The following is a 25,448-nucleotide window of genomic DNA, read 5'->3' on the forward strand; positions in this document are numbered from 1 at the left end:
ATATGCTAACACTTTATAACAATGTTAGCACATTGTTATAAAATAATCAACGATAAACGAAAATAATATGCTAACAAATCCGATTATTGTTAGCATATCCTTTTTTATTTCGTCGTATAAGCAAAACCCAAACTACTATCCACTCCAGATAATTTACGTAAGGTATAGTTTGGATTATCATTGTAGTTGGTTTCTGAGATAAGAAATGAACCGTCTGGGTAGACTTTCTCCACAAAAGCCACATGTCCATATTCTGTTGGTGTACCATGTCCTCCTCCCGCAAAGGAAAGAATAGCTCCTGCTTGTGGACTTGTCCCTGTCTCTCCACCGAGACTTGTGGCTGTACGCACCCAATCTTGGCCATTGCCCATGGTACTGATAATTGGAATCTTCTCTCCATTCTTACCTTTGAGTTTTAGACCCAGTTGGTTGATACGGGCTGCAACTCCCCAAGTACATTGGCCGTAAGCATATCCCATACCGTCACCACCTCCTGTAATAGAGTTCTCAAATAGTTCTCCTCGAACAGCTTCAAGTGCTTTTGGATCACTTTGTGCTGTCCCACCGTTGGGTTGACTAAAGCCTTTTTCAATTTGGTAATACCACTCACTGGCCCGTGTCTGACGTTCAAGTAGTTTATCACCACTATTTCCTCTCCAGTAAATGAGAAAGAGTTGGGCAAGACTAGCTGGACTTCCTGGATTTTTGAAGAAGTCCTTTAACCAGTTGGTGTAATAAGGACTATCCCCATTCAACATGAAATTCAGTTGTAATCCCTAAGTCATACTATTTTTGATGTTTTCCTTTGGCATATTCCAACAATAAAGTATGTCTGCGTGACCCATCCGCGGTATCTGTCCATTGGCCTAAGCCTAAACCACGTTTGAGAATATTTGGGTAAAGTCCATTGTATATAGTTGGACCATTAAGCGAGAGCCAGCCCTCATCATCCCACGAACTGTCTGTCGTACCAATAGTGGGAGATAGATAGGCGCCCTCCGCACGCTTGGGATTAATAGAGGATTCTACCGACCAATTTCCTAAAATGGCTACGATAGCTTGATTTGTCGCACCTTTGCTTTTGAGATAGTCATAAATCGCCTTGGCTCTCTCGAACTCATCGCCACCAAACTGACCGATAGTTAGAAGAATGGTTGTCTGAACCTGGATTACTTTTGGAAAGTAGAAAGCTGTATTGACATAGACCAACTTATCCATGTCATCATTAACCTTTTGATAAGTGACTTTTAGACCCGTTCCGTCTTTGGTCTGACCAATAATATCTCCTGCCAAGACTTGTTGATTTTCACTCACTCTGCCTGAATGAATGCCAAACAAGGTTAGTTTAGTCTTATTCACTCCCTTATCAGAGGTCAAAATAACGTTCTCTCCATTAAGAGATACATTGCCATCTATCGTAGCCACAATGACTTGCCCTTCTTTTGCTTCTAAGATGATATGATAATGAAGCGTTGGTTTCTCATCAATGATCTCATAACCATATCGGTAGGTCATGTTTAAGCTATTCTCATCAGTCTGTCCCTGAAAGGGATTGTCCAATTCTTGAAGGGCTAGATAATTGCCTTCTTCGGTCAACTTCTTTAGTTCTTCCTGGTCCTCCTCAGACAACTTGTAAGCATGTTCTTTATACAAGTCAGACATGGATTTAATAGAATCACCACCATTTAACTTCGTCCACACTTGACTGAGAAATTATTTGTAGGTCGCACCACCTGTTTCCATGAAATCGTCAAGCTTGTAGTATTGGTATTGATGATTCATGTAAACCATGACCTCATCAATCTTGGTGTAATAGGTAATCCCCTTTTCGTTGGTTCTCGTATATTCCGTATCTTCCCACGTCATGTGGGTATAGTTCTTACTCAATTCTACCTCATCTTGTTGAATGACACTGCTTCCTGAAATACTCATGAAAAAGCTCATCATCAAAAGGAGTATCAAAAGAATGCCTGAGCCAATCCAAGTCAAAGGATTTCCCACAATTGCAGAAAAGAAGGTCAGACTTCCTTTAATGGATTGGACAATCCCCTTAATTCCTGCTAGATTGTGCTTTCTAGCATGCTTTAAAAAGTCTGGTAACGTCTTCTTGATTTAAGAGGTTTCTGGCGTATGAATCCTCTTCCCTTTTTGAAATTCTGGAATCGTTCCTTTCCATAAGAAAATTTTGTTTTGGTAAACCGCACACCAGTCTGTCCACTTTTCACCGCCACTTTACCTGCTTGATAGGTGAACCTGCCATAGCATCTGGCTTTCAAGCTAGTATACTTTAAGGTTCTTAGACCATCTAAATCATCATCCTGTGCTACCAGGTCAAGCGATTCAGATGCAGCTAAGCCTAATCCAACTTTGACTTTGGTAGAGTTTTTCTTAGACTTTCGGACTTTCTTGAGTTGTTTGACCTCACGTTTGACAGAACTTACTTCTTTTTCTGTACTTAGTCGATCAAATGATTTTTCTTAGTGAAACTGAAAACGAGGCTTCAAGGAAGACTTTTCTTTTTGGAAAGTAAACTTGGGATTAACTGCCTTGTGCTTTTCACTTAGTTTCACGTCTGACAAATGTTTTCTTATCGTCCGCAAACGCTCTTGAGCTTGAGGAAGTCGATAGTTCTTGATTTCCTTTACCTTCAACAGTCTAGGAGAAACATAGGTAATTTCCTTTAGAAACTTCTCTTCTGCTTCCTTTTGGCTACTGAGTAGATTTACTTTTAACTCTGTTTTCTTTCCCTGAAACAGAGAATTTTTGGCTGATTTTCGAAATCTTCCATTATTAGGAACAGTCTGTCTTAAGGCTCTAACTTCTTTCCGATAATACATTCGGGCTGATTTTAAGTTGCTTCGAAAGTTTTTCCTATCCTGTTTGACTAGCTTTTTACCCTTTTTCATCTCATGTCCTCATTTTTTCAGGATCCGTACTCATGATGTCAAAAGGCTTTGTATGTTGTGGAATTTTATTCTTGAAAGGAACAACGGTGGAACCGGCCTTGATAAGTCCTGCCCCTTTTTCAGGATTGATTAAGTACTTCTCCAGCTCTTTAGAAAGCCCAAGCATATGCACCAATTCTTCTCGATCCCTCTTAGCCTGTTTTAATAGAATCATGAACTCGCTATTGGCAATAATGCGTCTGCCGTTGGCATCCAATGGAAGTGTCTCCACATTTTGAGTAATGCCTGTCGGTATCGCACCATACTTACGGACACGACTCCAAAGTTTGAAGAAGAAATCAGAGGCATGCTTGTCCAATAAGAGTAGCTGCATTTCATCAAAGTAAATCCAGGTCTTCTTCCCTAGTTTTTGATTTTTCACCACACGATTCCAAATCTGGTCAAAGATAACCATAAGGGCAATTTGTTTTAATTCATCGCCTAGCTTTTTGACATTGTAAATCAGGAAATGACTGTCTGTTTTAATATTGGTCCGATGTGAAAATATGTCCAGCGACCCTTCCACATAGAGTTCCATATCCAGTGCCAAGTCCTTAGCTTCCTGTTCAGGTTGTTGAGCTAAGACAAAGACCCATTCGACCAAGGACGGTCTGTCAAAATACTTATAAGTGAGTATTGTCACACGGTCAATCAAGGACTTTTCACGACCATCCATTTTACGGTTCAAGAGCTTTCCAATCCAAGACAAGAGAAATTCAGACTTGACCTTAACCGGATCCTCATCCATATTCTCATCAAATAGATCTAAGACATTTAAGAAGGTGGTAGAATCTGGGGCAATATCAATACTCTCCCCACCAAAGGCTTGACCGATAATACTGTACTCATTTTCTGGGTCAACAATAATAATTTCAGTATCACTATCTGATTCCTTTAGCTTAGTAAAGATGATTTCATGTTTTGTCGCCATCCCTTTTCCAGCTCCAGAAGTCCCTAAAATCAAACCTGACGGGGTACTTAACTTGCCACGGTCAATACTGATAATATTACTTGAAATCTGATTAATGCCATAAAATTTCCCACCCTTGTCCTGAATATCTACGGAAGTCCAAGGTGCATTCACGGCAATATTTGAAGTCGATAGAGACTGAGAGACACCTTCAAGATAGTTCTTACCAAATGGCAAGAGACTATTAAAAGCAGCTTCTTGCATGTAGGTCAAGTTATCGATAATCATATCATTAGACCCAGCCACTTGCTTGATAATATCAAGGGACTGCTTGAGTCGGTCTTCAGTATCCGCCAGCACGCCAATTAGAAATACGGTGTCAAACAGTTTATCTCCTGTTTGGGTCATGGTTTGAAGAAGAGCCTAAGCTTCATCGATGTTGTTCTCAAGAACATGGCCGACCTTCTCCAAATAGATGCCTGTCCGTGCCATCTTTTGTTGTTCCCCAATCTTTTGCGATTCCATCAAGGTCTTCTTAGTTCGTAGCTTGGTCATTGTTTCAGACTTAGTAGAGCCTTTAGCATGTAGGCTAATCATCACTTCTAAATCTGACTGCATTAAGTCTCGAATAAATTTATCCCCTAGCTCCATACCATAGTCACGAACATAGACAATCTGTAATAATCGATCGTCCAATTCAATATGATGCTTGTGGTTAAAGAAAAGGTAGGTTGGGGCAATAAAGTGTTTGGTGGATTGACCTGAGAGGGACAAATCCTTGTAAGAGAACGATAAATAATTTTCACCTCGTAACATCTCCGCAAGGACATTCACTCGCTCCTCTCCACCGAGCAGACCAAGAGATACATCAATCTCTAAAAAGCCACTCTTGAAATATTCCCCAATTTGTGGCAGAGAACGAAAAGCTAGTTTTGGTGTTTGGTCGCTCTTGCCAAATGAAAGAAACTTGACGGCTGAAAAGTTGTTCTCACCAGCCTCTAAGTTGGCATTCATCATGTGATTTAATTCATCACGATAAGCATCAAACCCATCTTCCTGTAAGGGCTAGAGAATACTCTTACGGAATTTTTCTCAACAATTGCTCCCTTATCGTCTAAGCCAACTGTTTGATAATTGACATCTCCTAAGAGATAGGTTTGTGAGAAAAAACTTGGACTGACCTGCATGAGTCCATTTTGAAAAAGTCCCTGACAGGATAACGTATTTACGGTAGAAGGTCTAATCTCCTGCTTCTGTGTTTTAGTCTTTTACTTTTTGTCATTAGAAGAGGTCTTTGGTTTCATTGAGTGTTTTAATTTTTTCACGTTGATCTCCTTTTCTTCCAGTAAATGTACGATCTGGTACTGTTAGTTCATAATGAAATCGGTACTTGAGGTAGATTTCAAATAGTAAATCATTAGGGCGATAGACACCAAATAACATGAGTGGAATGGTAAAGCTAAAAACAAAACCATAGACAAACCAATCCCCAAATTGCCAGTAAAATAGGTTCAAGCCCAATACCAAAATGGTTAGGGCGATGGCTGGAAATACAAAAACAATCTGTTTAGTTGTAAATCCCAGCCATACCCTATGTTGTACCTTTGAGATGTCCTTAAAGACACGTGTATTCATAAATAATTGCTCCTTCTTTGATAAAAGGACTAAGATGAAAATCTCAGTCCAGTTTGAAGTACGACGCGCATGTCGTATATCTGAGGTGTAAGTCCTCGGTGGGTATCCGCTACCGGTGAACCCAAAAGCGATTCCCAAGCCTGACTATCGTGAGGTAGCGGATTAAAACGGTCTGGGGATAGAGCGTTTTAAGTCTGACGCTGGAAATAAGAATCAAACAATTTAATTTTGAAATTCAAATCAATTTATAACGATATTTTAGAAGATATGCTGTGCTATTCCAGATTCAGTTTGCTATACATGCCCGTCGTACCACAAAATCCCGTGTCTGATGAGGCACGGGATTTTTTAGCTTCTTTACTGAGATGGATTTTCCTTTTTAGTTCGTGCCAACCTGAAGGCACGATTTGGATTGAGACGATTAAATAGTTCTTCCAATTTCTTTTCATTCCAAACGTCTGCGGCGGAAACAAAATTACCATCTGCATCTCGGAAAGATATCGGTTTATCTCCCATACCAGTCTCCTAGTCTACAAATTCAAACTCAAATTTACCAATGCGGACCAAGTCTCCATCCTTAGCACCACGCGCACGAAGAGCTTCATCAACCCCCATACCACGAAGTTGGCGGGCAAATTTCATGACTGATTCGTCACGATCAAAGTTTGTCATATTAAAGAGTTTCATGAGTTTTTCACCAGAAAGTACCCATGTCGCATCGTCATCACGGCTAATTTCAAAGGCTTTTTCTTCTTCGTCAAATCCATAGTAGGCTTCTTCTTCCATATCAGACTCGTCATAGAGCAAGAATTCTGGTGTCTTGTCTAACAATTCAGCTGTAGCATCCAAAAGCGTTGCCAAACCTTGCTTGGTCAATCCAGAAATTGGGAAGATAGCTGGTAACTCTTCAAATTCATCGTAGTTTTCAGCCAATTTCTTCTTGAATTCTTCAAGATTTTCTTGACTCTCAGGCATGTCCATTTTATTGGCTACGATAATCTGTGGACGCTCCATGAGGCGGAGGTTATAAGACTCTAACTCCTTATTGATCGCTAGGTAGTCCTCATAAGGATCACGGCCTTCGCTAGCTGACATATCAATGATATGGAGGATGACACGTGTACGCTCAATGTGGCGGAGGAACTGGGTTCCCAAACCAACACCTTGACTAGCCCCTTCAATCAAACCTGGCAGATCGGCTACTGCAAAGGATTCACCTGATTGGGTACGAACCATACCAAGATTTGGTACAATGGTCGTAAAGTGGTAGGCGCCGGTTTTAGGTTTAGCTGAGGTAATAACACTGAGCAGTGTTGATTTCCCTACAGATGGAAATCCTACTAAACCGACATCTGCCAAAATTTTTAGTTCCAATTGTAACTCACGTTCCTGACCTGGTTCTCCATTTTCAGAGATTTCCGGTGCAGGATTTTTTGGTGTCGCAAAGCGGATATTTCCACGTCCACCACGACCACCGTGGGCAACGATAAATTCTTGACCATGTTCAATCAAATCTGTCAAGACCTTGCCAGTCTCTGCATCACGCACAGTCGTACCTTGTGGCACTCGAACTCTAAGGTCCTCAGCGCCACGACCATGCATCCCTTTGGTCATTCCTTTCTCACCAGAATCAGCCTTGAAATGACGATTGTAGCGGAAATCCATGAGGGTACGTAGTCCTTCGTCTACAACGAAAACCACATTACCTCCACGTCCACCATCACCACCCCAAGGACCGCCATTAGGGACATATTTTTCACGGCGAAAGGCAACCATGCCATCACCACCATTTCCAGCCTTGACCTTGATCTTAGCTGTATCTAAAAACATACTCATTTTTTCTTCTCACTTTAAAAAAGGGCTGGGAAACCCCAGTCACTAAATTTTCTTGAATCTATTTTATAGATTACTGAGGGCACCAATTGCAGTTGCAAAAATTCCCAATAAACTTGCTACTAGCATGATAATCACGATAAACAAGGTTATTTTCTCAAACATAGTTTTTTTACGATTTCCATTATCTCCAAATGCCATTTTTTTCTCCTTCGTTACATTCTATTTTCTATTATCTTAGCATGAATTGAGCTAGTTTTCAATAGTCACTTGCTACAGGTGCGATAATCCATAAAATGATATAAGCTACAATTCCCGCTCCGTAACAGCAAGCAAGGACACCCCAAATGACTCGAACGATAGTTGGATCCATATCTAGATAATGAGCCACTCCGGCACAAACACCCGCAATCTTTTGATCACTACCACTTCTCATCAATTGTTTTTTCATAGCTATTCCTCTTTCTATTCTTCATGGTCTTTCCAATAATCTCTGATGCTGATTAACTGTGTTTTTGAAGCCTTCAGCATGCGTCTAGAGCCTTTTACCGGTACAGCGACTACCTTTTGCGGAAGATACAAAACTGTTTTAAAAATACGCTGACTGACCGTATCATCTTTTGCTAAATCTTTCTGGAAATTATTTGAAATAATAGCATCAAGATAAAACTCATGCACCCGTTTCCCAAAGTTCTCAGCCGAAATCTCGTACAATTTTTCTGATAAGGTATGCTCATTCATGTCTGGTGTTGCAATCAAGGCCTCTAAAATAGCACCAGCCAAATCATGTTCTCCATAGTACAAGGTTCCAAACATCTTGTCATTGATGAGATTGTCCAGATAAGGATTTCCATGAGCAATGACAGGCGTCCCACTAGCTAAGCTTTCCAAGTAGGTCAAGCCTTGGGTTTCACTTGTCGATGCCGAGATGAAGAAATCTGCCGCCTTATAATAAAGAGCCGTCTCACTAGGAGCAATCATACCTGTAAAGATAACGAAGTCTTGAATCTCTAGTTTCTGGGCTTGCTCTTTGAGGTCATCCAGATAAGGCCCATCCCCAGCAACTACCAGTTTCACCTTGTCTTCCTCTCTCAGAACTTCTGCAAAGGCTGCTAATACTGCTTGAATATTTTTTTCATAGGAAATTCTGGAAAGACTAAGCAACATCTTTTCATCATCTTGAATCCCTAATTTACTACGCAGTTCTTTCAGATTTTCTTGCTTGATTTCTGGACGTTCAAACTTGGCTAATTCAATCCCAGTTGGAATAACTCTCTTTTCCACCTTGACCTTATAGTCCGATAGCAAGTCTCGGACAATCTCACTCGGGCAAATGACTCCATCCACATCATGCAAAAAACCTCTAACCAGATACTTGACCATACTAGGACGAATCAACATCCCCTTGGCAATATAATGGACATAGTCTTCATACTGGGTGTGATAGGTATGGATGACTGGAATCTTCAATTCACGCGCAATCCAAATCCCCAACAAGCCTAAAGAAAATTCTGTCTGGGTATGAATAATATCCAGCTGATATTGTTTAGCAATTTCAAGCGCCTTACTGAATCCTCGATAGGCAAAGCGGCGATCTTTAAAAGCAAAGAAGGGAACACTTGGAATGCGGATAATTTGCCAATCTTCGTAGCGATTGACATCCTTATCTGTCGTCGTAAAGATAAAAACAGCATGCCCCTGCTTTTCAAGTTCTGTTTTCAAGGTTCGAATACTGGTCGCAACACCTGAAACCTGAGGAAAATAGGTATCTGTAAATAAACCAATTCGCATAGATTACCTCACTTTTTATTTTCTCCCTAAAGCGGCTTGTTTCTCATAAAAGTCCAACCAGATTTGCAACAGATGCTCTTCAGAATACTCTCTAGAAATATTCTTAGCCTTTTCTTTCAAATCTTTTAAGGTAGCAGGATTTGCTTGATATTCCAGAATAGCCTCTTTCATCTCTTCTCTATCTGCTGTCGCCCGATAATTTCCCTCCAAAATTACCTTATAAAGATCTAAATCACGCAACATTATAGGAGCTTCACAACTGGCAGCCTCTAAAATCGTCATCGGAAAGAGCTCATTATAACTAGGTAACAAGAAAAGATTTGCTAGGGCATACAACTCGCGCATTCGCTCTGGTGAGACAATTCCTGGAAAAATCAAATTTTTAGGGGGATTCTCCATCATTTTCTTGTAACGTTCATAACCATCTGTCATACCACCAAAAGAGAAACCACCAGCCCAGATAAAGGTAATTTGCGGCAATTCCTCAGCCAGACGGATAAAATCATCAATCCCTTTACGTTTCTGAACTTGACCAGCACCTACTACGATAAACTGATTATCACTAAGACCTAGCTCTGTTCGCAGTCTCACTATCTCTTCTTGTGGAAGTGGATGCCATTTTTCCTTGTTGACAAAGTTAGGGATATAAGTCACTTTTTCACGTGGAATACCAGCCGCCACCAAATCCTCAATGAACATAGGATTGACCACCACCAAGTGCTCCATTCGGTTGTAAAAAGAAAATACATAGCGTTTCACAATTCCCTTTAAGAAAAATGGAATTTTCAAACTCCCCTCAAGTGTGTCAGGTAAGAAATGCACATAGCCAATTTTCCTTCCCGAGCGTTTCTTTTGGAATGTTGATAAATAATAGGGGAAATCAATGGTATGAAAGTGAGTCACATCTGCCTCTACTGGAAGATTTTCTGTAACAATCAATTGGTCCTTGGCATCACGATGAAGAAGACGAACTAATTCACGGTAGGCACCTGAAACTCCTTGTCCTGCTACTTTCTCACTTGAACTCAACATATTGATGCGTAATTTCTTTTTTTCCATAGCTACTATTATATCATTTTCTTTGAATAAAATCAGCAAAAGAAAGGAGAGAGTAAAGGAAAAGAAGAGGAAATTTCCTCGCTTTTCCAATAATCTCTCACATGTTTTATATGTTTACTTAATGCCTAGGGCAATGCGTGCATAGCGACTCATTTTTTCAACGGTCCAGGCTGGATACCAAACCAATTTGACCTCAGTATCCGTTACTTCTGGAACCTCGGTCATGGCATCATAAATCTGGTCCGTCAAAAGGTCTGCTAGGGGACAACCCATAGTTGTCAACGTCATATCAATCTCTGTTTGCCCTGTGTCGCCGTCAAAACGAATCTCATAAATCAAACCAAGATTGACAATATCGATTCCCAACTCAGGGTCAATAACTTCTTCCAAGGCTGTTAAAATCCGTGTTTTGATGTTTTCAATTTGCTCTTCTGTATAAGCCATATTTATCCTCACTCTTAGTCTTCAATAAAATCACGAAGCGGTTTGCTGCGACTTGGTTGGCGTAGTTTTCTCAAAGCTTTAGCTTCAATCTGACGGATACGCTCGCGAGTCACGTTAAAGACTTTACCCACATCTTCAAGGGTGCGCATTTTCCCATCATCAAGCCCAAAACGTAGACGCAGAACATTTTCTTCACGGTCTGTAAGAGTATCCAAGACCTCATCCAATTGCTCACGCAAGACGATACGAGTTGTATAATCCACTGGATTTTCAATCACTTCATCTTCGATAAAGTCCCCAAGATGGCTATCATCCTCTTCACCGATTGGTGTTTCAAGAGATACTGGTTCTTGGGCAATCTTCAAGATTTCACGAACCTTGTCAGGAGTCATATCCATACGTTCAGCGATTTGCTCAGGTGTTGGATCTTGTCCCAATTCTTGAAGGAGATTCCGCTGTTCACGAACCAATTTATTGATCGTTTCAACCATGTGGACTGGGATACGGATGGTACGAGCTTGATCCGCAATAGCACGAGTGATTGCCTGACGAATCCACCAAGTTGCGTAAGTTGAGAACTTGAATCCTTTAGAATAGTCAAACTTGTCAACTGCCTTCATCAAGCCCATATTTCCTTCTTGAATCAAGTCAAGGAACTGCATACCACGACCGACATAGCGTTTGGCTATAGAAACAACCAAACGAAGGTTGGCTTCCGCAAGACGTTGTTTGGCTTCGATATCGCCAGCTTCAACTGCTAGTGCTAATTCTTTTTCCTCTTCATTGGTCAAGAGAGGAACGACCCCGATTTCTTTCAAGTACATACGGACAGGGTCGTTGACCTTAGCCGAAGTTGACCCAATCAAGTCCTCATCGCTGAGTTCTGGTTCTTCTTCATTGCTAAGAACACGCGCACTTGGATTTCCTTCGTTATCTGTGATAGAAATTCCTGCATCCTGGATTCGTTGCAAGAGATCTTCAATCCCATCAGCGTCCAAGGTAAAAGGAACGACAAGACTAGCATTGATTTCATCATCTGTTGCTGTCCCTTTTTGCTTATGATTACGGATAAATTCTGCTACTTGTACGTCAAATGTTGTTACTTCTTTTTGTTTTGTTGCCATTATTACTCCATTCTTCTCTTTTGGGAAATTAAACGTTCCAATTCTTCTAAGGCTGTGTCTGTATCTCCTACATGGCTAGCTTCCTGCACCTTCTTTTTGATTCTCATATTGTCCTGATTCAAGAGAGCCTTGTTTCGAGTCATTTCTACTTCACTAAGTTCCTGCGGTGACATCTCAGCAGGTAAATCCTGAGCTAAAACTTGGTACCAAGCTCTTTCAACTCCCTCTGTCTGTTCTGCTAAAACTTCTGGAGGAAGATTTCCATACTGGCCAAGCAAGTCATATAAGACCTGAAATTCAGGTGTATCAAATGAAAAGTCTTCCTGCAATCGGTAATCATTCAAAACAAGAGGGGATTCCATCATTCTATAAAGTAGATGGGCTTCTGCCCTCATAATAGCCGATAACTGCTTGGTGACAGGCATTGTAATTTGCGTCGGTCTGGAAATTTCTTCCATGCGATTCTGCCTTTGTGCCTGACGGCTCTCATTAACAATCTGCTCAATCTGGGCATAATCAAAGGACGCCAGACTGTCAGCTAAAATATGAATATAGCTATTTTGAGCAGTGATAGACTTTTCTTGAACAATCAAGGGAGCTATTTTTTCAATAAACTCAATCTGGGCCTGCAGATTTTCACTATTTTCAGGCTTGTACTGGTGAATGTAGAACTCAATCGGACTAATACGAGTTTTCGTTAATAGATAGGCCAAGTCTTCTGAGCCATTTTTTTGTAGATACTCATCTGGATCCAAGTTATCAGGCATGCTGACAATTTGCACAGGCATATCACCAATTTCATCCAGTGCTTTCAATGTCGCAGCTTGCCCAGCCTTATCGCCATCGTAAACAAGAACCAACTTCTTGGTTAACCTTTTCAGATGCTCAACATGCTCACGACTCAAGGCCGTTCCCATAGATGCCACAGCGTTTTCGATTCCAGCCCGATAGGCTGCGATGACATCCATGAATCCTTCCATGAGGTAAATCTCACTGGCTTTTCCAGAAGATTTTTTTGCCCTATCCATATGATATAATTCGTAACTTTTGTTAAAAATTGCAGTCGATCGGCTATTTTTATACTTAGAAGTTTGTGAATCCGTTTTCTGCCAGATACGACCTGAGAAGGCAATAACCTTTCCCTGGTCATTTGTCAGGGGAAACATAATCCGATTGTGAAAGGTGTCTACAAATTGATTGGCATCCGAGAGATAAAACAGTCCTGAATCTAGGAAATCCTCATCACGATACTGACCAGACAAACGTTGATAGAGATAGTTTCGTTCTGGAGGTGCTAAACCAATCCGAAAATGCTTGAGCACTTCATCTGTCAAACCACGCTGATAGAGGTAATTTCTGGCCTCTTCCCCCATGGTCGTTGTCATGAGAATAGCATGGTAAAATTTGGCTGCATCTTCGTGCATATCATAAAGAGCTTGGTGGGGTGAGGCTGGCTTTTGTTCACTATAAAGCGGTTTTTCAACCTCAATCCCAACACGCTGACCTAAGATTTGGACAGCTTCCATAAAAGGAACCCCTTGGTACTCCTCGATGAACTTAAAGACATCACCAGAGCGACCACAACCAAAACAGTGGTAAAACTGCTTGTCCTCCACAACGTTGAAAGAAGGTGTTTTTTCACCATGAAAAGGACAGAGCCCTAGATAGTTCCGTCCTGCCTTTTGTAAAGAAATCACATCTCCTATGACTTCCACAATGTTGGCATTGTTTTTGATTTCTTCAATGACTTGTTTGTCAACCATACACAATACCTCCATGTTATCATAGTTTACTTTATATAGTATACTTTATTTCAGAAAAAAAGTAAACCATTTCACTCATTTTCCCTACTTTATTCAAAGAGTTGATAATAATCAGAGATTTTCATTTTTGATTTATCTTCTTGGTTCAAATCTTGGATAATTCGTCCTTCTTTCATGACAATTAAACGATTGCCATATTTGAGAGCATCTTCCATATGGTGGGTAATCATAAGCGCTGTCAGCTGGTCTTTCTTGACAAATTCATCCGTCAATTCCATCAAGGCCACACTGGTCTTTGGATCAAGGGCTGCAGTATGCTCGTCTAACAAGAGTAATTCAGGACGCTTCAAGGTTGCCATCAAGAGACTCAAAGCCTGTCTTTGCCCACCTGATAAGAACTCAATCGGTGTATTCAAGTGTTTCTCAAGACCGTTTCCCACTTTTTCAATAGTTGCCTGAAACTCATCCTTATAGCTAGCCAGACGCCTTGGTAACAATCCACGCTTTTCACCACGAAATTTGGCAATCAAGAGATTCTCTGCCACTGTCATACGAGGAGCTGTCCCCATCTTTGGATCTTGGAAAACACGAGACAGATACTTAGCCCGCTTCTCTGGTGAAAACTTGGTAACATCCTCACCTAAAATACGGATAGTTCCACTGGTTAGTGATAAAGTTCCTGCAATAGTGTTAAAGAGGGTTGATTTCCCAGCACCATTTCCACCTAAAATCGTGATAAAGTCCTGTTCAAAAATTTCTAAGGAAACATCATTTAAAATAATCTTTTCTTCATCAAAGCCATTTTTAACGACTTTGGTTGCATTTTTTAATTCTACAATTGCTGTCATTTGCTTAACTTGGCTCCTTTCAAGATTGTTTGCTTAAATGTTGGAATCATGAGGCAGACTGCTAAAATCACGGCGCTGTACAAACGAAGGTAACTTGTATTAAAGCCAAGCGCAATAACTGCCCACACTAAGAATTGATAAGCGATAGAACCTACAACGATGGTAACCAGACGTTCTGCCAAGCTCAAACTCTTGAAGATAACTTCTCCAATAATCAAACTTGCAAGCCCCACAACGATAACCCCGATTCCTCTAGATACATCGGCATACCCTTCTTGCTGGGCAATGAGAGCTCCTGCAAGGGCAATCACACCATTTGATAAGACCAAGCCCATAAGCTCCATGCGTCCAGTATGAATCCCGAAACTTCTAGCCATATCAGGATTGTCACCTGTAGCAATATAGGCTTGTCCGAGTTTGGTATCCAAGAAAAAGAGCATGAGAGCAATAACAAGACTGACAAAGATAAGACCTGTCAAGAGTTGGTTCAAATCTGAATCAAAAGGCAAGGCATCCTGGATTTGCTTGGTTCCAAGCAGGCCTAAATTCGCACGTCCCATAATCAAGAGCATGATTGAGTGACAAGAAGTCATCACCAAAATCCCTGAGAGCAAGGTTGGAATCTTCCCTTTTGTATAAAGAAGTCCTGCTACCATTCCAGCCAAACAACCTGCTCCTACAGCAAGTAGTGTCGCTAAAAAAGGGTTCACGCCTTTGGTTATCAGAGTGACAGCAACAGCTCCGCCAAGAGGGAAAGAACCTTCTGTCGTCATATCTGGAAAGTTTAAAATCCTAAATGTCATAAAGATTCCCAGACCTAGAATAGCCCAGACAAATCCTTGAGAAATAATGGAAACAATCATATTTTATTTAATCCTTTCTATATTCATCTTTTTAAAAAATGGGAAGAGTCTCCTCCTCCCTACCTTATTTATTCGATGACTTGTCCTGCTTCTTTGAGAACAGACTCAGGAATCGTAATACCTAGTTCTTGTGCCAATTTTTTGTTAATTACTGACTTACCAGTTGAAAATACATTGACTGGAGTATCCGCTGGTTTTGCACCTTTCAAGACTTGTGCAATCATTTTACCAGTTGCCACACCGAGATCATGTTGGTCAACTACAACGGATGCCAAGCCACCTACTTCTACCATAGCTGTCGCGCTTGGATAAATTGGTTTCTTAGAACTTTGATTGCTAGAGACAACCGTTGGAAATCCTGATGCAATGGTGTTATCAATTGGAACCCAAATAGCATCTACCTTGCTAGTCATAACAGTGACAGTTGAGGCAATTTCATTTGTTGAAGGAACTGCAAATGTTTCCACTGTCAGACCTGCTTTTTCAGCATAAGCCTTAAATTCTTCGACCTGTGTTTTTGAATTGTCTTCACTACTTGAGTAAAGAGCTCCGATTGTTTTCACATTCGGTGTCAAAGCTTTGATGAGTTCAACTTGTTGTTGAGCTGGATTGTGGTCAGAGACCCCTGTAACGTTGCCACCTGGTTTTTTCAAATCTTTGACCAAGTTAGCACCAATTGGGTCTGTAATAGCAGCCATGATGACCGGTAGGTCTTTTGTGGCACTAGCCAAGCCTTGAGCAGCTGGTGTTGCGATACCAACAACCAAGTCATTGCCGTTTGCAACCAATTGTTTACTCATTGTCGCAACCTTACTTTGGTCTCCTTCTGAGTTCATAAAGTCGATTTTAACTTGGTCATCTTTATAACCTTCTTCTGCCAGTCCATCTTGGATCCCTTTATAAATCAAATCAAGAGATGGATGGCTCACAAACTGAAGAACACCAACTTTGGCAACTTTCTTTTCATTCTTAGCTTCTGGTTTATTCATTGAAGAGTAAATCAAGCTTCCTGCTACTAAGACTGCTAATGCAGCAATAATTCCAATTAAACGTTTATTTTTCATTCTATTTCTCCTTTTTTATTCCTTTAAAATACTTCACTTATCTAATACTCTTCGAAAATCTCTTCAAACCACGTCAGCGTCGCCTTACCGTAGGTATATGATACTGACTCTGTCAGTTCTATCCACAACCTCAAAACAGTGTTTTGAGCAGCTTGCGGCTAGCTTCCTAGTTTGCTTTTTGATTTTCATTGAGTATAAACAAGCGACGCCATCGTTTTCTTTCCATACTAACCTCCATCAAAAAGTCCTCACACAAAAAACTTGTGTGAGGACGTCGATGCGCGGTACCACCTCAATTATAGGGAATCTCCCTATCGCTCTGTCTCGCAATAACGAGATGCACTGTAAGGTGTGCTCACCGAATTTTTATGATTTCAAATTCTAAATAACATTCAGCCCAATTTTCATCATCACCACTTATCTGTTTTCAGCTACCACAGACTCTCTTGAAAGTTTGTACGATTACTTTTCTGAATGGTTAAATTATATCATTTTTAAACTACTTGTCAATAGTCTATGAGAATTTTTTTCATCTTCACTTTTGAAAATGATTAGCCTGAATTACGCAATCCTGTCGCAATTCCGTTGATGGTGATATGAATCAATCGTTCTTGATCACTGGACAATTCTCCACGACGTTGGCGTTTAATCAACTCTAACTGAATATAGTTGAGAATATTAAAGTAAGGCATACGGTAATCCAGACTAGCTTTTAGATATGGATTGTCAGCTAAGAGTTCGTCATGTCCTTCAATAGCCAAGATAACGTTCTTAGTAACTTGCCATTCATTTAAAATAGTCTCATAGATGGCCTTAACTTGCTCATCTTCACAAAGTTTAGCATATTCAAAAGCAATATTCATATTTGATTTTGACAAAACCATATCAACATTTGAAAGAAGCGATTGGAAGAAAGGCCAATTTTGGTACATGTCTCGTAAGATAGCAATATTCTCTGGATTTTTATCGATAAATTCCTTGAAGCTTGAACCAACCCCATACCATCCAGGGAACATAACACGACTCTGTGACCATGAGAATACCCAAGGGATGGCACGCAAACCACCGATTTCAGTAATCGTCTTACGAGCGGCTGGACGAGAACCAATATTAAAACTTGAAATAGCCTTGATTGGACTTGACTCGAAGAAATAGTCATAGAAATGCTCATTACCAAAGACCAAATCACGGTAGATATCGTAACTACGGTCCACTACTTGATCCATAATGGCTTCATAACGATTTGAGGTGTTGGTATCGCTCTTCTTCTGAGTAATCATACGGTTAATAGCTGCCGATACTAGCATTTCAAGATTATAGTAAGCAGCGTCTTTGTTACCGTATTTATTCCCAATTACTTCTCCTTGCTCCGTCAAACGAATGCGATCCTTGATAGACTTGAGCGGTTGAGATGTGATGGCTTCATAGGTTGGCCCACCACCACGACCGACAGTACCACCACGGCCATGAAAGAAAGTGACCTTAACGCCAAATTCATCTCCAATAGCAGTCAATTGTTGTTGAGCCTTGTAGAGAGTCCAACATGATGATAAGTAACCACCATCTTTATTACTATCAGAGTAACCAAGCATGATTTCTTGGTAGTTATTACGTGAAGCAATCCATTTTTTGGCAAGGCTAAGAGAAAGATATTTTCTCATTGTTTCCTCTGAATGATCCAAGTCTTCAATTGTTTCAAAAAGGGGAACAATCTGAACACGCGCCCTTTCCGTATCCACCAGTCCTACTTCTTTTAATAAAATAGCTAATTCTAGCATATCAGAAAGGCTGGTTGCATGTGAAATGATGGTCTGACGGATGACATCATCTCCCAACTTATCTTTCAAAACACGAGCCGTCTTAAAAATAGCTAGTTCTTTTGCTAATAGTTCTGATTTCTCTGCGTGAGTCGCAGAAAGAATTCGGGGATCTTCTTCTAACTCTTTCAAGAGAAGGTCACACTTTTCTTCTTCGCTCAACTCGCTATAGCGAGAATGAATTCCTGCGGATTTCAAGAGTTCTGCCACACAGGCTTCATAGACGCTAGAGTCTTGTCGCATATCAATTGATGCTAGGTAAAAACCAAATATCTCTACTGCCTGCAGTAATTCCACAAAATCACCTGAAATCAAGGACTCTCCCTTATTTTCTAGTAGAGAATCTCGAATGGCAATCAAATCCTTGTAGAAATCATTGGCGGTTTCATAACGAGTCCCAACTTCCTTATCCTCAATCAAATAAGTTTTTGTTGCTTGGATTTTTGATTGAATATCAAACAAGGCACGACGGTAAAGCTCTTTTTCACGGTAAATCGAGTTATCCTTAGACTGACGAGCCATTTCTCTGACTTGCTTGCTGACGTTGACAATACTAGTTGAAAGAGAAAATTCACGATAAAGTTGGTAAATCTTTTCATCATAATAGTTCATGATGACTTCACACTGAGTGAGTGCAGACTGTTTCAAGGTATCTGCTGTAACAAAGGGATTACCATCACGGTCTCCACCAATCCACATACCCATGGTAATTGGCTTAGCCTGTTTTAAATTCAACCCATGCGCTTGCGCTAAGCGCTTATACTCCGTCGTCAAGTGAGGTACAGCTTTCAAAAAGGAGCTGTTGTAGTATTCCATAGCATTCGTGATTTCGTTAGTCACTTTTAATTTTTTCTCACGAATCATGTCTGTCTGCATGATAATTTCGATATAACGGCGCAAATCATTGTGCCATTTTTCTTTATTGATCAACCCCAACTTAACATCACGGTATTTACGCAAAAGACTATGAATGTGATTTGTTAAATCCAACATACTTTTTCGTTGCACTTGTGTTGGATGGGCTGTCAAAACAGGGACAACATTCAAGTGTTCAAGAATTTCAACGGCTTTTTCTTTTTCAGCAACCATTTTGATCGTTGTAGATAATTTACCTAAATAGTCCTGATCAATATTATTTTGATGATTGATTTCATAAGCTAAATCCACATCCTCTGAAATATTAATCAAAAGAGGCAAGATAGAGAAATAGCGTGAAATATAGACCATTTCATCATTTGATAAGCTAGTCACTAGACGGTTTAGACCTTGATAATCTTCCTGCGTTGATAATTCTTTCAACTGCATGATTTTTTCAAAGGTCTCTGGGGCAAGCATATTTTTAGTAATATCTTCCAGCAATTCTGTTAGAATCAATACTTCTTCTTGCACAACACTTTTATTACTATAATTTTCTAATTTTTGAAGAGACATAGACTATCCTTTCTTTATTCTACTTCACAGAAGGTTCATTGGTTGATTTTCCAATTCTCGGTACAACTTAGCGCGTTTTTCACTGGCATCAATATTTAAGACAAAGGCCACTGCCACTGACAAGACTAGAAGACTATTTCCACCCTGGGATAAGAAGGGAAAGGTTACTCCTGTAGATGGAATCAAGCCCGAAATCCCTCCGATATTGACAAATACCTGAACCAACATCATCCCTCCGACACCGAGTGCAACCATGGCATTGAAAGGATTCTCCGCTCGGATACCGACCAAGATAATCCGCAGAATCATGAAAAACAAGAGAGCTAAAATAAGACTGGCACCAACAAAGCCAAATTCTTCAATCACGATAGAAAAGACAAAGTCTGTATGAGCTTCTGGTAAATAACCTCGTTTTTCAATCGAGTTTCCAAGACCTAGACCAAACCAACCGCCATTGACCATGGCAAAATAAGAATTAGATAACTGGTGACCCGCATCCGCACGATCGGCAAAAGGATTAAAAAAGGCACTAAAGCGCTTGGCTACATAGCCAAATACTGGGATTTTTGAAAAAGTCTCAACACCGATTAGGCTGATAGTGGTCAAGATAAAGACAGAAGCGGCAGATACGAGCGCCAGAATGGTTGAAAACCAGCGATAAGCGATTCCACTAACTGTATACATAATCAAGGAAACCAAGACTAAAATAGTCGCATTTCCTAAATCAGGGAAAATTCCCAAACTTCCAATCAGAACTAGGAGAACGAATCGCCAATCATTAAAAGCACGGGGAAGCCATTGATTTTGAGTCAAAACTTGAAAATCATAAATAGCTATTTCTTCTTGCTGTTTGGAGAATCGGTGAGCCAAATACCAAATAATAATGATTTTCAAGTACTCAGCTGGCTGAATAGTTACTCCTGCAACCGAAATCCAACCGTATGCCCCGTTTACGGAAATACCAATAAAACGAGCTAAGAACAATAAAACCATTTCTATCAATATAACTAAAATAATTAGTCGCTCATTTCTCAAAAAATCTAGTCTCAATTTATAAATTAAGGCAATCAGTATCAAACTAACAATCCAAAAGATTCCTTGGTTTCGAACCAATTGCAAGGCGCTCTTGCCTTCTTCAATTAAAATAGCACTGGTGGTCGAATAGACCACAATCAAGCCCAAAATAGATAAAAGCAAGTAGGGAATCAAGATGGAATAATTTAATAAGTGCCTCTTACTAATCTTCATAGTATCACCACTCTACTAGGATACAGACAAATCTGTTCCAAATTCCGTTTTATTTTCTAGTTTTGATTGCTATTATACCATTTTTTCAGAAAGAAAAAAACTCTTACCTTACAATCCTTCGAATTTTACTGTTTTTACAGAATTAAGGCAGAATTTGAAATCCTAAAACCATTTTGAATAAGAGTTGCTTCAACCCATTGACTCCGACGAATTAAGTTGCTTTCGTGAATGCCAAAATCAGCCGCAATTTGTTCATAAGTACGCTATTCTCGCATGTATTGAATAGTTACCATGAGGAGATCGTCTAGGCTTAATTTGGGTTTTCGTCCACTTTTGCGCGTTTACGTTGATAAGCTGTTTTTAACACAGCTAACATCTCTTCAAAAGTCGTGCGCTGAACACCTACAAGGCTCTTGAAACGGCTATCGCTTAATTGCTGACTTGCTTCATCATTCATAGTTTTATTGTATTGTATTTTTGTTTCGCAGAAAGTCTATTATCCCTTTCGTTCAAAGGTTTTTACGCTTTTACAAGCAAAGCTACACACTCCACGTGATGTGTCTGCGGAACTCAAAAGGTTTGGGGAACCTTTTGAGGATTAACTACGTTTCTCCAACAAGCTTACACATTCGACATGATGCGTCTGGGGAAATAGGTCAACCGGCTGTACTTTCTTCAACTCATATCCCAATTCTTGGTAGAGTTTGATATCACGCGCCATGGTTGCGACATTGCAGGAGATATAGGCGATGCGATCAGCTCCTGTTTGGGTACTAGCTTTGATAAAACTCTCGGTGAGTCCTTTTCTTGGTGGATCCACTAGGATAAGGCTTGGTTGAATTCCTTCCTTGAGCCAATTTTTCATAGCATTTTCAGCTGTGTCGCAGACATAGTAGGCGTTAGTAATGCCGTTCAAGCTAGCATTTTTCTTGCTATTTTCAACCGCTTCTGGAATGACTTCAACACCATAAACTTCTTTGACATGTTTCGCAACGGAGAGGCCAATCGTCCCGATACCAGAATAGGCATCAATGACCACATCATCTTCTTTTAATTCAGCAAAGTCAATGGCTGTTTGATAGAGTTTTTCAGCCATTTCAGTATTGACTTGGTAAAATGCTGGTCCAGCGATCTGGTAGTCATTTCCCAACATCTGATCCGTAATATAGTCTTGTCCATAAAGTGTGCGCCATTCCTTACCAAAAATCGCATTGGTATTCTGGTCGTTGATATTTTGCATAACAGACACAATCTCTGGGAACTGCTTAATCAGTTGTTCAATCAATTGGTCAACACGAAAAACTTTGGGACGAGTTGTTACCAAAATAACCATAATTTGACCTGAATAGTGTCCGCGACGCACCACAAGATTACGAATCAAGCCAGACTGCTCCTTTTCATCATAAGGTTTCAAATCATAACGGCGGAGCAAGTCGCGTAGGGCTACTACTAGCTCGTCAATTACAGGATCCTGGATAAAGAAATCTTCCAGTGGCATGAGATCGTGGGAATTCTTACGGAAAAACCCAGTTTCCAAGACACCATTTACTCGACGAACAGGGACCTGTGCCTTGTTGCGGTACTTGATTGGATTTTCCATACCAAGCGTCTCAGCAACCTCTACATCAGCAATCCCAGCAATCTTGTATAGACTATCCTTGACTTGCTTGGTTTTAAACTTGAGCTGTTCTGGATAGGCAAGATGTCCTAAATCCGCGATTCCTGAACGCAGGTAAGCCAAATCTACGTCTTGGTTACGGTGTGGTGACTGGATAAGGTATTCTTCAACCTTCCCAAAACCAATCTTTTTATTAACCTTAAGGACACGCATGAGGATTTTTTCACTCGGTAAAGCATTCTCTACAAAAAAGACCAAACCATCCACCTTGGCAACTCCTGCACCTTCGTGGGTCAAGTCAACAATTTTAACTTCTACAATATCATTTTTCTTTAACATTCTCTTCTCTTTCTATTGGCCGACAAAAAAGACGGCAACGTTACGGTTACCATCTATTATACCATGAAATTTCTTAAGAACCAAAACTCTTGAAGAAGTTGACAATGGCTTGCCAGAGGGCGCTTAGGAAATTACCGCCGTCCTCTAGCGCCTTATCAGCATCAAAGTTAAGGTTGATATTTTTAAAACTGTCGCCAGCTTGTGAAACAATACTTTGTTTAAGGTCATTTAGGGTTTTAGTGAAATCTGCATTGCTGAGGATATCACTCTTTGAGAGATTTAAAGCAAAATTGATGATGATATTGATCTGGTTTCCTGTTATCACCTGATCAAGTTTGTAATTTTTCAAGGTATCTTCAACGATTTTACGGACATCTTCCTCTGTCAGATTTCCTTTGTTTTCTTTAGCTTTGGCGAGTCCTGACTTGATATCAGCTAGGGCAACGTTTAATTTATTAGCATCATAGCCTGTTTTGTCCTTGTTTTCAGCATTAATATCTGACAAAGCCTTCAACTCTTCTTGAGCCAAATCTTTGTTGGCTTGTGGCACCTTGGCTCCATTAGCCTCTAGCGAATAGTAAATCCCTGCTAGGGCGCTCTCACCTGTAACTGGAATAGGTGCTGCTACAGTAATTTTGGCATGTTCCACACCCAAGGTTACGGCTGCGTTTCGGTACATATCCTGGGTCACCTTAGTGATGTTTTCTGGTGTTTCAATCTTGACCTCAAGTGGCGACTTGTCACCTAGTTTTTGAATCTTGGCTGATGAATACAACTGTAAACTAGAGTCATTGGCCACATTCATGATTTTAGAATAGACATCAGGTGTCATGGTCTTGAGTTCTTTGGTGTCTGTGGAGGCATTGTAGCCTAGTTTTTTTAGGGTTTGATTTTTTTGGTCTTCAGATAGAGAAGAACCTAGGACATATTCAGGTTGAACATAGGTTTCGTCAATGACTTTTTGAACATCTGTTGCTGCATGGGCGCTATTCATAGCTGTTACTGCCCACAAGACCGCAGCACTAGTCAGAAAGAGTTTGTTTCTCATAGGGAATTTCCTCCTTTACCTTTCTAGAGTAATATATCTATCTTAAAGAAAACTTATATCAAAAACACCTGGACTAGCCAGATGTCGAAAAGAGAGTGAAACATTTGATGATGTAAAGGTTGAGATGAACCTGTCTAGAATAATAATAGTTTCCTCCATTTACATAAAGTTCAGCACCGTGAAAAATAGAAATGGGATGAATATAACTATAAGTCTTCCCAGTGGTATTGCCAAGCAAGGGAGCAACAGTCTCACGAGAGTACTGTTCGGCCAGAGCCAAGGTGTTTTCCTTGCCATTTTGGGCGATAAAATCGATATAGGCAGGTCCAAAATTATAGGCTTGAACAGCTGTCCAGACATCAACACCCTTCTTCTGGGCTAGATAGAGATTATCTGTCAGAGTTTGAACGCCTTGCCGAATGCTAGAGGCGTTATCATTGATGGTGTTGGTGGAACCACTGGCAGACTCACTAGACTGCATGACGTCGCCTTCTTTTCCTTTTGTTTCGGTATAAATCATAGCGAGCACGAGCTCTTCGTTTGCTGGGGTGTCTTTTTCACTCAAGATTTCGCGCACCATGGGTTGATAGGTCATGACTTGCTTGACATCTTGATGAACGCGGTAAGCTTTATAGCCAGCAAAAAGGAAGACTGCTAGTACAAGCACTCTTCGAATTCGTTTAAACATTATTTACTTTGGATATCCTCGATATTTTTGATTAAGATAGAGTAGGTTCCATTATCATTTTGGATAAACTCAACAGACTCGGCGTCTTGATAGACGTTATTGGGAACGATGAGCTCAATTCCATTTGACAAGGAAAGTTTTTGGTTTTCAAACTTTTTAAGCTGGCGACTGGCATCAATTTCATCAAACTGAACTGGCTCTGGTACCGCTTCTTTGACTTGGTCAATAAAGCTTAGACGAGCTGTCAGATTGTTGTCAAACAGGTCATTGGCCAATTTTTCAGGTGATAATTCATTGCTTTCTTCCAGATTGTTGAAAATCGCTGATTTGACCTTGGATTGAAATTGAAAATCATCTGTGTTAAAAGTCTCAGCAATTCTCTGGGCCGTTTTTTCCAGCTCCTTGATGGATCTCTTAGGAGAAATCTTAGGAGCGACAGCAAGAAGATTATCTGAAAAATAGTTCAAAAAAGTCCCGTTGTACTTAATTCGTTTTTCAATCAAGTGATACTTACGACTCTGAAGATTGACCACCAAGGCCTCGTCAGCACCCGTTCCAAATCCAGGCAGGTTATTCTGAGTCAGCTTGATTGGATTGTCAACTTCTCCACCGAGGTGGGTCAGGGTCTCACGCAGGGCAATTCTCAAGAAAGCGAAATGTTCCACGCCTTCTTTAGAAAATTGCACAAAAATCAAGTCATTGGTCTTGAGATTTTCTGAAATGCTGAACTCCTCTTTCCAGAGATTAGCCAGCGTCACTGATGTCTCCAACAAATCGTCTGTGATATGATTGAAGAAGGGATTTTCTTCCTCGAAAATCCCAGTCTTGGCTTCATCTGAATACACACGTTCAATTTTTCTACGCAGGTATTCTTCGATTTTTGGAGTAATATTGAGAAGCTTATCCGCTAGGAACAGCTCGGTATCATCCGGACTGAACTGGTGAATAATGGCTTTCTTAATATAAATGTCCATAAAAGT

The 25,448-nt window shown here is 40.4% G+C and carries 19 protein-coding genes, 3 pseudogenes and 1 other annotated feature; all 22 genes and pseudogenes read right to left on the bottom strand.

The features are described 5' to 3' along the window. Positions 1–104: 104 nt before the first annotated feature. Positions 105–2,906, bottom strand: a pseudogene (locus SP4011_RS06680) (phage tail tip lysozyme). Position 2,907: 1 nt separating this feature from the next. After that, positions 2,908–5,180: pseudogene (locus SP4011_RS06685) on the bottom strand (VirB4-like conjugal transfer ATPase, CD1110 family). Continuing rightward, entirely contained in the window at positions 5,137–5,490 is a 354-nt protein-coding gene (locus SP4011_RS06690; protein WP_057487447.1) for a PrgI family protein, read from the bottom strand. Before SP4011_RS06690 ends, SP4011_RS06685 begins: the two are co-directional and overlap by 44 nt. Before the next feature lie 357 nt (positions 5,491–5,847). Then, positions 5,848–6,006, bottom strand: coding sequence for a hypothetical protein (locus SP4011_RS06695; protein WP_338618411.1), 159 nt, complete (start codon positions 6,004–6,006; stop codon positions 5,848–5,850). Positions 6,007–6,015: 9 nt separating this feature from the next. After that, on the bottom strand, positions 6,016–7,326 hold the full coding sequence (gene obgE, locus SP4011_RS06700) for a GTPase ObgE (protein WP_338618412.1): 1,311 nt from the start codon (positions 7,324–7,326) through the stop codon (positions 6,016–6,018). Positions 7,327–7,389: 63 nt separating this feature from the next. Then, positions 7,390–7,524 carry a DUF4044 domain-containing protein gene (locus tag SP4011_RS06705; protein ID WP_000863859.1) on the bottom strand — a complete coding sequence of 45 codons (135 nt, stop codon included), beginning with the start codon at positions 7,522–7,524 and terminating at the stop codon, positions 7,390–7,392. A 58-nt stretch (positions 7,525–7,582) separates the two neighbouring features. Continuing rightward, positions 7,583–7,759 (bottom strand): PspC domain-containing protein, encoded by a 177-nt coding sequence (locus SP4011_RS06710; RefSeq protein WP_261014542.1) that lies wholly within the window; start codon positions 7,757–7,759, stop codon positions 7,583–7,585. A gap of 29 nt (positions 7,760–7,788) precedes the next feature. After that, on the bottom strand, positions 7,789–9,114 hold the full coding sequence (locus tag SP4011_RS06715) for a glycosyltransferase family 4 protein (protein ID WP_262081595.1): 1,326 nt from the start codon (positions 9,112–9,114) through the stop codon (positions 7,789–7,791). A gap of 15 nt (positions 9,115–9,129) precedes the next feature. Then, positions 9,130–10,173: an alpha-galactosylglucosyldiacylglycerol synthase gene (gene cpoA / locus SP4011_RS06720; RefSeq protein WP_338618419.1), complete on the bottom strand. Its 1,044-nt coding sequence runs from the start codon at positions 10,171–10,173 to the stop codon at positions 9,130–9,132. A gap of 114 nt (positions 10,174–10,287) precedes the next feature. Continuing rightward, on the bottom strand, positions 10,288–10,617 hold the full coding sequence (locus SP4011_RS06725) for a metal-sulfur cluster assembly factor (protein ID WP_000331929.1): 330 nt from the start codon (positions 10,615–10,617) through the stop codon (positions 10,288–10,290). 14 nt (positions 10,618–10,631) lie between these two features. Further along, positions 10,632–11,741, bottom strand: a complete 1,110-nt coding sequence (gene rpoD / locus SP4011_RS06730; RefSeq protein WP_000201906.1) for an RNA polymerase sigma factor RpoD — start codon at positions 11,739–11,741, stop codon at positions 10,632–10,634. Positions 11,742–11,743: 2 nt separating this feature from the next. Beyond that, a complete protein-coding gene (dnaG, locus tag SP4011_RS06735; RefSeq protein WP_338618422.1) occupies positions 11,744–13,504 on the bottom strand; it encodes a DNA primase in 1,761 nt (586 codons plus the stop codon). 89 nt (positions 13,505–13,593) lie between these two features. After that, positions 13,594–14,352: an ATP-binding cassette domain-containing protein gene (locus SP4011_RS06740; protein WP_049511785.1), complete on the bottom strand. Its 759-nt coding sequence runs from the start codon at positions 14,350–14,352 to the stop codon at positions 13,594–13,596. After that, complete coding sequence (locus SP4011_RS06745; protein WP_050207529.1) at positions 14,349–15,215, bottom strand: ABC transporter permease; 867 nt, start codon at positions 15,213–15,215, stop codon at positions 14,349–14,351. The genes SP4011_RS06740 and SP4011_RS06745 overlap by 4 nt, the downstream gene beginning before the upstream one ends. Positions 15,216–15,283: 68 nt before the next feature. Continuing rightward, positions 15,284–16,279: a tryptophan ABC transporter substrate-binding protein gene (gene trpX / locus SP4011_RS06750; protein WP_301351666.1), complete on the bottom strand. Its 996-nt coding sequence runs from the start codon at positions 16,277–16,279 to the stop codon at positions 15,284–15,286. Between the two features lie 264 nt (positions 16,280–16,543). After that, positions 16,544–16,761, bottom strand: a binding site (T-box leader). Between the two features lie 69 nt (positions 16,762–16,830). Beyond that, positions 16,831–19,527, bottom strand: coding sequence for a phosphoenolpyruvate carboxylase (gene ppc / locus SP4011_RS06755; RefSeq protein ID WP_338618425.1), 2,697 nt, complete (start codon positions 19,525–19,527; stop codon positions 16,831–16,833). A gap of 24 nt (positions 19,528–19,551) precedes the next feature. Next, positions 19,552–20,775 (bottom strand): cell division peptidoglycan polymerase FtsW, encoded by a 1,224-nt coding sequence (gene ftsW, locus SP4011_RS06760; protein WP_338618427.1) that lies wholly within the window; start codon positions 20,773–20,775, stop codon positions 19,552–19,554. A 143-nt stretch (positions 20,776–20,918) separates the two neighbouring features. Beyond that, a pseudogene (locus SP4011_RS06765) lies at positions 20,919–21,232 on the bottom strand (helix-turn-helix domain-containing protein); the annotation flags it as partial. 141 nt (positions 21,233–21,373) lie between these two features. After that, complete coding sequence (rlmD, locus tag SP4011_RS06770) at positions 21,374–22,732, bottom strand: 23S rRNA (uracil(1939)-C(5))-methyltransferase RlmD (protein ID WP_173274494.1); 1,359 nt, start codon at positions 22,730–22,732, stop codon at positions 21,374–21,376. A gap of 73 nt (positions 22,733–22,805) precedes the next feature. Continuing rightward, positions 22,806–23,780 carry a DUF1002 domain-containing protein gene (locus SP4011_RS06775; protein WP_338618429.1) on the bottom strand — a complete coding sequence of 325 codons (975 nt, stop codon included), beginning with the start codon at positions 23,778–23,780 and terminating at the stop codon, positions 22,806–22,808. A 73-nt stretch (positions 23,781–23,853) separates the two neighbouring features. Beyond that, entirely contained in the window at positions 23,854–24,468 is a 615-nt protein-coding gene (gene pmp23 / locus SP4011_RS06780; protein WP_338618431.1) for a cell wall hydrolase Pmp23, read from the bottom strand. After that, on the bottom strand, positions 24,468–25,442 hold the full coding sequence (locus tag SP4011_RS06785) for a nucleoid-associated protein (protein WP_338618432.1): 975 nt from the start codon (positions 25,440–25,442) through the stop codon (positions 24,468–24,470). Before SP4011_RS06785 ends, pmp23 begins: the two co-directional genes overlap by 1 nt. Between the last annotated feature and the right edge of the window lie 6 nt (positions 25,443–25,448).

This window comes from Streptococcus parapneumoniae, from assembly GCF_037076355.1.
GTDB classification, from domain to species: domain Bacteria; phylum Bacillota; class Bacilli; order Lactobacillales; family Streptococcaceae; genus Streptococcus; species Streptococcus parapneumoniae.